Source organism: Homoserinimonas sp., from assembly GCF_056262345.1.
Genome location: NZ_JBACFR010000193.1, coordinates 1 through 7812, shown reverse-complemented (window position 1 = coordinate 7812; position 7812 = coordinate 1). Strand labels below are relative to the sequence as shown.

The window sequence follows — 7812 nt, the reverse complement described above, 5'->3', positions numbered from 1 at the left end:
CTTCACACCATGAAGCGGGGCATCTACCAGCTCGTTCCTGCCTCCAAGCGAGGCACGTTCATCGACATCTCGGAGCAGGTCATCGAGTCGGTCGGGCGCTACGTCGTGGGGCAGGCCTCTCTGGCCTTTATCAACGGCGTGCTGAGCTTCATTTTCTTGTCGGTCATCGGCGCCCAGTACTCGGTTCTGCTCGCCTTCATCGCGTTCCTCTTCAGCCTTGTGCCGCTCGTCGGTACCCTCACGGGTTCGACCATCATCGTGCTGAGCGTTCTCGCCTTCAACGGATGGCCGCTCGTGCTCGTCGCGGCGATCTACTACCTCATCTACATGCAGATCGAGGCCTACGTCATCAACCCGCGCATCATGAATCGCGCGGTCAAGGTGCCCGGGGTGCTCGTGGTCATCGCTGCCCTCGCCGGCGGTGCGCTGCTCGGCGTTCTCGGGGCCCTCGTCGCCATCCCGGTCGCGGCATCGGCTCTGATCATCGTCAAGCAGGTATTCATCCCGCGCCAGAACGAGCTGTAGCGGCTTCTCACCGCCTGAGCCGGTTGCGGCTCCCCCGATTGGCAGCGCCCGCCCCTGAGTGCCGGATGCGGCGTTACAGCGGGTAGGTGGTGGGCAATGGTACGGCGGCAGGGTTGAGCCGCTCAACGATCTCGTTGAGAACTCGACGGGTCTGCTGCTCCCCCACCCATAGGTGCCGCCCGCCGTCTACCGCAACGAACTCGGTCTCGGGCACGGCAGCGAATCTCTCCGCAGCCTCGGCGGGTCGCAGAAAGTCGTCGAGCTCAGGCACAACCGCCACGACCCTCTTGCCGGAGCCAGCCCATGCGGCCAGCTCATCCTGGCTGGTGCGGCGGAGGGGCGGCGAGAGAAGAATAACGCCGGGGATGTCGTAGTCGCGGCCATGTTTGAGCGCAACCTCGGTGCCGAACGACCAGCCAACGAGCCAGGGTGCTGGCAGCCCGCGTTGCTCTACGAAGTCGATGGCGGCGGCGAGATCCAGTGCCTCGTCGATGCCCTCGCCGAATGCACCCTCTGACGTGCCCCGCGGCGACGACGTGCCGCGAAAATTGAACCTGAGGACCGCGATATCGGCGAGAGCTGGCAAACGAGCTGCGGCCTTGCGAATGATGTGCGAATCCATAAACCCACCTGCGGTGGGCAACGGGTGCAGCGCAAGCATCGTGGCGACGGGGGCCGCCGACTCGGGGAGGGCGAGCTCACCGACGAGCGTGAGCCCGTCCCTCGTGTGAAGCTCGATGTCTTCGCGTCGCGCTGGCAACTCGATGCCGGCCTTGACCTCAACCTGCTCCCCTGCGTTCGTCACGCTGTTCCTCTCATCACGCGATCTTCCAACAGTGCGAATGCCAGTGACGCCGCTCGCTCAGCGCGCGCTCGTCACCCAAAAAGCTATCGGCGCGCCACACAACAACGTGGGCGGTACCTGCGGCCACCTGGCCAGAGCATCCCGGGCAGGTGTATGCCTTGAGCGCGGATGGCGCGGCGACAGGCTGCACATTCCATTCGATGCCGCGCTTCGATTCCGTCTGGCGGCCACCAAACAGGGCGGCAGCCAGGTCGCGCTCGCCCGCCTCTGGCCGGCGCCGATTTCGGGGGCGATTAGACCTGGGCATGCATCAAGCTTAGTTAGTACCAGCCCTTAGTCTGGCTAGCGCCCCAGGCACCGCACGGGGTGGAATACCGTCCCTGGATGTATCCGAGCCCCCACGTGATCTGCGTCGCAGGGTTCGTGGCCCAGTCGGCGCCTGCCGATGCCATCTTGCTTCCTGGTAGCGACTGCGGGATTCCGTAGGCGCCGCTCGACTTGTTATGGGCGAACGTGTTCCAGCCCGATTCTTTCTTCCAGAGAGCGACCAAGCAGTCAAACTCTCCCTGGCCCCATCCCCGAGCCGTGACCATCTCCAGCGCGATTGCCTGAGCGGTGCCGGGGTCGGGAACCCCCGCTGCCGGAGCTCCCGCGGATGTTGCTGCCACGACGGGCGGAACATAGGCGAGCGCCTTATAGCTATCTCTGCCGATCTGCTGGAACGGACTTGCATCCACCGTGAGCGACTGAGTCACATCGGCCGATGCCGCGCGGGTCTCGTTCGAGTCGGCGACGGCAGGCTCTCTCGTGGTCGGAGCGACCACAGAGACGAGCATGACGGCAGCAGCCGCAGTGAAGGCAAAAACCTGAAGCGCGAGACGCCCGTGAAGACGGGTCGCCAATGAAACGCTGTCCGGACGTGCGGGACGGCCGCGGTGCGCGCGATGTTCGGGTCGAGTGCTCACAGTAAAGCGACCCTATCCCACGACGACAGCAAAGCCCAGTTTCTCCGGATCAGTCGACATTCTGGATGATGTCGATAACGGCATCCAGCAGGCTGTCGACCTGGGCCTCGCGGTAGCCGCCGCGCTGCGGGCGAAACGCCGCAGTACGCACGTCGACAAGGTTGAGCGGTGCGCCCGTGAGGAGATAGTCAGAGATGCGGTCACAGAGGGCGTCGACCTCGCTGCGGCGATACCCATCGGCCAACAGGTTCACCCGGGCGAAGCGGTCACCACGCGGCCTGGCAAGACGATTGACGACCTCTTGCGCGAGTTCACGCTTCTGAGCGAGCACAGTCTGCGACGTTCCGGGAGAGAGACGTTCACGTTCCCTCATCGCGAAGGCGTCCTCTAGGCGCTCCAGAGCGGCGTCGACGTGCTCGGTCGAATAGCCGCCCTTCTGCATAGCAAATGCAACGCGCCGGATATCTTCTGCGCTGACGGCCGAATATTCACCGCGCTCGGCAGTGTAGGCCCGGCGAGCATCCTCGAGAAAATCTTCGACCTGCTCGATGTCGTAGCCGAAACGGGATCTACGTGTTTTCGGGAAGGTAGCGCTCACGCCTCCATTGTGCCCTACCGTCGCTGGAGAACGCGTGCGGCACTCAGGCGAAGAGGTAGAAGAGCACGTATGCCGCCGCGGCGCTCGGCAGCATCGAGTCGAGGCGGTCGAGGAACCCGCCGTGCCCGGGCAGCCACGTACTGATGTCTTTAATGCCCAGGTCGCGCTTGATGAGCGACTCGACAAGATCGCCGATCGTCGCGGTGAACACCAACGCCAAGCCGAAGATGACCCCAAGCCACCACGGCTTGCCCAGCATCAACACCATGAGCAGGATCCCGGCGATCTGCGTGGCGACGACGGCGCCAGCGAACCCCTCCCAGGTTTTGGCGGGGCTGATATTCGGCGCCATCTTGTGCCTGCCGAAGGTTAGGCCGCTCGCATAGGCCCCGACATCGGCAGCTACGACCGCGATGATGAACGCCAGGGTCCACCACTCGCCACCGTCCTGGGCCGTGAGAAGCACGGCAAATCCCGCGAGAAATGGGATGTACACCTGCACCAGGGTGCTGGCGCCAATGTCTTTGAGAAGATCCTTGGCCGAGGTGCGCCGCGAAGGGATCAACGCCTCGGCAAGCCGCCACAACACGACAATGGCGACGCCCCCGAGAAAGACGAACCACTTGCCGTCTGCCCCCCAATAGAAGGCAGCGGGAACCGTGGCGACAGCGACCACCACCGTGGGGAGGCGAGGGACATTGCGACCGGCGAAGCGCAGAGCACTCGCCAATTCGAAGGATGTGAACGCCACGAGCGCGCCCGCAAACACCAGGAACAGCTCTTTGACCACCATCAGGCTCAGCAAGAGAAGCGCGCCGAGCACGAGGCCAATTCCGGTCGCCGCAAGAAGGTTGCGGCCGGCCTTGGCCTCGATGCGTTCGTTCGTCGCCTCTAGCTGCGCGCGCGTCGCCTCCAGCTGAGCCTTGAGCTCATCAGCGGTGGCGTGCGCGCGCTCTCCGATTTCGCCGCGGCCGTGGCGGCGTCGAGGAGGCAGCGGAGCGGAGTTGGGGTCATCCGGCAGCTCAGCCATCTAGACCTCGAGTAGCTCGGCTTCCTTCTTCTTCAACGCGTCATCGATGGCATCGATGTGGGTCTTGGTGAGGGCTTCAAGCTCCTTCTCCCCGCGGGCAAGCTCATCGTCGCCGACCTCGCCCTTGAGGGCATCCAGGTCGTTTTTGGCCTTGCGGCGCACGTTGCGAATCGAAACGCGAGCATCCTCAGCCTTGCCCTTGACGAGCTTGACGTACTCCTTGCGGCGATCTTCTGTGAGCTCGGGCAGCACAGCGCGGATGATGTTGCCGTCGTTGCCCACGTTGGCACCCAAGTGCTGGGCAGCAACAATGGCCTTCTCGATGTCCTTGAGCGCACCCTTGTCGAACGGGGTGATCACGAGCATCCGCGCCTCTGGGTTGTTCATGGTCGACAGCTGACCCAGCGGGGTCGGAGTGCCGTAGTAGTCCACGAGGAGCTTCTGAAACAGCGCCGGGTTTGCGCGGCCCGTGCGCACATTGGCGAAGTCGTCCTTTGCCGCCTCGACCGACTTGCCCATCTTGTCTTTGGCCTCAGCCAGAACTTCGCTAATCACTGCAACTCCTTCGTGTCTGCTGAAAGTTTACCGGCACGTCGTCGACTAATTGCTGACCCGCGTGCCAATGACGTCGCCGCGGATGGCGGCGGCAACGTTGCCAGCCGGCTCCATGCCGAAGACAACCATCGGCATCCCGTTATCCATGCACAGGCTGAACGCGGTCGAGTCGACCACCTTGAGGCCCTGCACGAGCGCCTCCTGATAGGTGACACGCTCCAGCTTTGAGGCATCTGAATTCTTGCGGGGGTCGTCGTCATAGACACCATCTACCCCGTTCTTGGCCACGAGCACGACATCCGCGTCGATCTCCAAAGCGCGCTGTGCGGCCACCGTGTCGGTAGAGAAGTACGGGAGCCCGGCGCCTGCGCCGAAGATGACAACGCGTCCCTTCTCCAGGTGGCGCTCGGCGCGCAGAGGGATGTACGACTCGGCTACCTGAGTCATGGTGATCGCCGACTGCACCCGCGTCGCCGCGCCAGCCTGCTCGAGAAAATCCTGAAGAGCGAGGGCGTTCATCACGGTGCCCAACATGCCCATGTAATCGGCGCGGCCGCGGTCCATGCCGCGCTGGCTTAGCTCGGCGCCACGGAAGAAGTTGCCACCGCCGACGACGATCGCCACCTCAACCTCGGCTGCGGCCTCGGCGATCTCGCGCGCTAGACCACTAACAACATCGGGATTGACACCGAGCTGCCCTCCGCCGAAAGCCTCACCCGAAAGCTTGAGGAGAACCCGTCGCTTGCCCGTCACCGATGTCATTTTTTCTCCCTCAAAATTTCGTTCCAGGTTATTCGGTTGTTCATAGAAAAGGGGGTCCGAGTCGCTCAATGCGTCTCGGACCCCCTCGTCAGTCTTTAGTACTAGGCGCCGACCTTGAAGCGGGCGAAGCTGGTCACCGTAATGCCAGCATCCTGAGCAACCTTGCCGACCGAAACCTTGTTGTCGCGAGCGTAGTCCTGCTCAAGCAGAGCAACCTGCTTGTAGTAGGCGCCGAGGCGACCCTCAATGATCTTCGGAAGCGCAGCCTCGGGCTTGCCCTCGCCGCGGCTGATCTCCTCGACAATGCGACGCTCGTTCTCAACGTCGTCAGCCGGAACATCCTCGCGAGCGAGAACGGCAGGGTTGGCGAACGAGATGTGCTGCGCGATTCCGCGAGCGGTCTCGGCATCGTCACCCGTGTAGCCGACGACAACGCCGATCTGCGGGGGGAGGTCCTTGCTGGTCTTGTGAAGGTAGATCTCGACCTTGTCGGCCTCGATAACCGAAACACGACGAAGCTCGAACTTCTCACCGATAACGGCGGCCTCTTCGTTGATGAGGTCGGCAACCGTCTTGCCGTCGACGGGGGCCGCGAGGGCCTCCTCAACGGTGGACGCACCGGCCGCAGCAACAGCGTCAAGCACCTTCTCGCTGAGCGCGACGAACTTGTCACCCTTGGCGACGAAGTCGGTCTCGCAGGCGAGCTCGATCATGGTTGCGCGTCCGCCATCGGCCTTGGCCGCGACGATGCCCTCGCTCGTGGAGCGGTCGGCACGCTTCGCGTTGCCCTTCGCACCCTTGAGGCGAAGCAGCTCGGTGGCCTTCTCGAGGTCACCGCCTGCCTCAACGAGAGCGTTCTTGGTGTCAACCATGCCGGTGCCGAGGCGCTCGCGCAGGGTCTTAATGTCTTCCAGGCTGAAATCGGCCATGTGAACTCCTAGAGATTCGAGATCGGTTAGAGCGATGCTTACTTGGCGTCTTCGGCAGGAGCCTCGGCAGCGGCCTCGGCTTCAACGACGGCCTCAACCGTCTCGACGACCTCGGCAACGGCCTCTGCGGTCTCAGCGACGGCGTCGGGGGCTGCAGCGGTCTCGGCGCCGGCGAGAAGCTCGGCCTCCCACTCGGCGAGCGGCTCGACGGCAGAAACGTTGCCGTTGCCCTCTTCGGTCTTCTGGTGGCGCTGGATGAGGCCCTCAGCAGCAGCGTCCGCGATGATGCGCGTCAGCAGGCCGACCGAACGGATGGCGTCGTCGTTACCCGGAATCGGGTACTGAACCTCGTCGGGGTCGCAGTTGGTGTCGAGGATGCCGATGACGGGGATGCCAAGCTTGCGCGCCTCGTCAATTGCGAGGTGCTCCTTCTTGGTGTCGACAACCCAGATCGCCGAAGGCGTCTTGGTGAGGTTGCGGATTCCACCGAGCGACTTGTGCAGCTTGGTGAGCTCGCGCTTCTTGATCAGGAGTTCCTTCTTGGTGAAACCCTTGGTCGTGTCGTCGAAGTCGAGCTCCTCGAGCTCCTTCATGCGAGCAAGACGCTTGCTGACCGTCTGGAAGTTGGTGAGGAGGCCACCGAGCCAACGCTGGTTGACGTAGGGCTGGCCGACGCGCTGAGCCTGCTCGGCAATGGCGTTCTGGGCCTGCTTCTTGGTACCGACGAAGAGGATGGTGCCACCGTGGGCAACCGTCTCCTTGACGTAGTCGTACGTGCGGTCGATGTACGCAAGCGACTGCTGAAGGTCGATGATGTGGCTGCCGGAACGCTCGGTGAGGATGAAGCGCTTCATCTTCGGGTTCCAACGGCGGGTCTGGTGACCAAAGTGCACGCCGCTGTCGAGCAGCTGGCGAATGGTAACAACGGCCATAGCCGTCTCCTTTTCTCGCACGGCAAAACCGTGCTTATTCTCAGTTGTCATCGCGCCGGTTGGCGCAGATCCTGGTGCCCTGCCCGCATCCACCCCTGCTTAGAGCGGGGACTGAAGGATGTTGGCCTCAACGGGCACGCGTAGTCATCCCGAATGCACGGGATGCGGAATCAATGATAGCACCGGCGCGGTCGCGTCTTGCGCACGGAGAACGGTGGATGCTCCCCTCCCCCGAGGCCCAAGTTCTGGACCCTCCACATCTGCGACGGACCCGACGCATCACGCGCGAAACGGAGGGCACGCTTGATGCATGTCGCCCCCGTCGCCCAGCAGATTGGCCCGGTCCGCCAGCCTGATTCTCACGACGTGCCTTGTCATTGCCGCCCCGCTCGGCTCCCCCTCGACGGTGGCGGCGCAGAGAACAATGGATACGGGGGCGGCACCCCGCCTGGCAGCCGTTTCGATTGCACGATGGAGTTGGCCTCTCGCGGGACCGCGCACCATTCTTCGTCACTACGTTGCGCCGGCCACCCGGTATGCCCCGGGCCACCGCGGCATCGATATCGCTGCCCCAGAAGGCGCGGCGGTGTTGGCCCCCGCTGCCGGCGTCGTGCACTTCGCCGGGGTTGTCGTGGATAGGCCGGTGATCTCAGTGCGACATCCGGGCGGATTGATCTCCAGCTACGAACCCGTGCAAACCGATCTGCAGCC

At 63.6% G+C, this 7812-nt stretch carries 11 protein-coding genes; 2 read left to right on the top strand and 9 right to left on the bottom strand.

The genetic code is table 11. The features are described 5' to 3' along the window. Nucleotides 1-525 (top strand): AI-2E family transporter (locus AC062T_RS09580; protein ID WP_476029490.1); only part of this gene is annotated, 525 nt, incomplete at its 5' end. A gap of 73 nt (nt 526-598) precedes the next feature. On the opposite strand, the gene AC062T_RS09575 is transcribed toward AC062T_RS09580, so the two are convergent. The 9 genes from AC062T_RS09575 to rpsB all read right to left on the bottom strand — a co-directional run bounded on the left by AC062T_RS09575 (nt 599) and on the right by rpsB (nt 7101). Continuing rightward, entirely contained in the window at nt 599-1330 is a 732-nt protein-coding gene (locus AC062T_RS09575) for an alpha/beta hydrolase (protein WP_476029488.1), read from the bottom strand. Nucleotides 1331-1343: 13 nt separating this feature from the next. Beyond that, entirely contained in the window at nt 1344-1637 is a 294-nt protein-coding gene (locus AC062T_RS09570; protein WP_476029486.1) for a hypothetical protein, read from the bottom strand. A gap of 13 nt (nt 1638-1650) precedes the next feature. After that, a complete protein-coding gene (locus tag AC062T_RS09565; protein ID WP_476029484.1) occupies nt 1651-2232 on the bottom strand; it encodes an aggregation-promoting factor C-terminal-like domain-containing protein in 582 nt (193 codons plus the stop codon). Between the two features lie 112 nt (nt 2233-2344). Further along, the gene (locus AC062T_RS09560; RefSeq protein WP_476029482.1) at nt 2345-2893 is read right to left on the bottom strand and encodes a DivIVA domain-containing protein; all 549 of its coding nucleotides are present in this window, start codon (nt 2891-2893) and stop codon (nt 2345-2347) included. A 43-nt stretch (nt 2894-2936) separates the two neighbouring features. Further along, a complete protein-coding gene (locus AC062T_RS09555) occupies nt 2937-3923 on the bottom strand; it encodes a phosphatidate cytidylyltransferase (RefSeq protein ID WP_108517099.1) in 987 nt (328 codons plus the stop codon). Next, entirely contained in the window at nt 3924-4478 is a 555-nt protein-coding gene (gene frr / locus AC062T_RS09550; RefSeq protein WP_476029479.1) for a ribosome recycling factor, read from the bottom strand. Between the two features lie 45 nt (nt 4479-4523). Further along, nucleotides 4524-5240, bottom strand: coding sequence for a UMP kinase (gene pyrH, locus AC062T_RS09545; RefSeq protein ID WP_476029477.1), 717 nt, complete (start codon nt 5238-5240; stop codon nt 4524-4526). 101 nt (nt 5241-5341) lie between these two features. Then, the gene (tsf, locus tag AC062T_RS09540) at nt 5342-6169 is read right to left on the bottom strand and encodes a translation elongation factor Ts (RefSeq protein WP_108517104.1); all 828 of its coding nucleotides are present in this window, start codon (nt 6167-6169) and stop codon (nt 5342-5344) included. 38 nt (nt 6170-6207) lie between these two features. Beyond that, a complete protein-coding gene (gene rpsB / locus AC062T_RS09535) occupies nt 6208-7101 on the bottom strand; it encodes a 30S ribosomal protein S2 (protein WP_476029475.1) in 894 nt (297 codons plus the stop codon). A 310-nt stretch (nt 7102-7411) separates the two neighbouring features. Here rpsB and AC062T_RS09530 point away from each other — a divergent pair. Beyond that, nucleotides 7412-7812: M23 family metallopeptidase (locus AC062T_RS09530; protein WP_476029473.1), on the top strand; the 401-nt coding region annotated here is incomplete at its 3' end.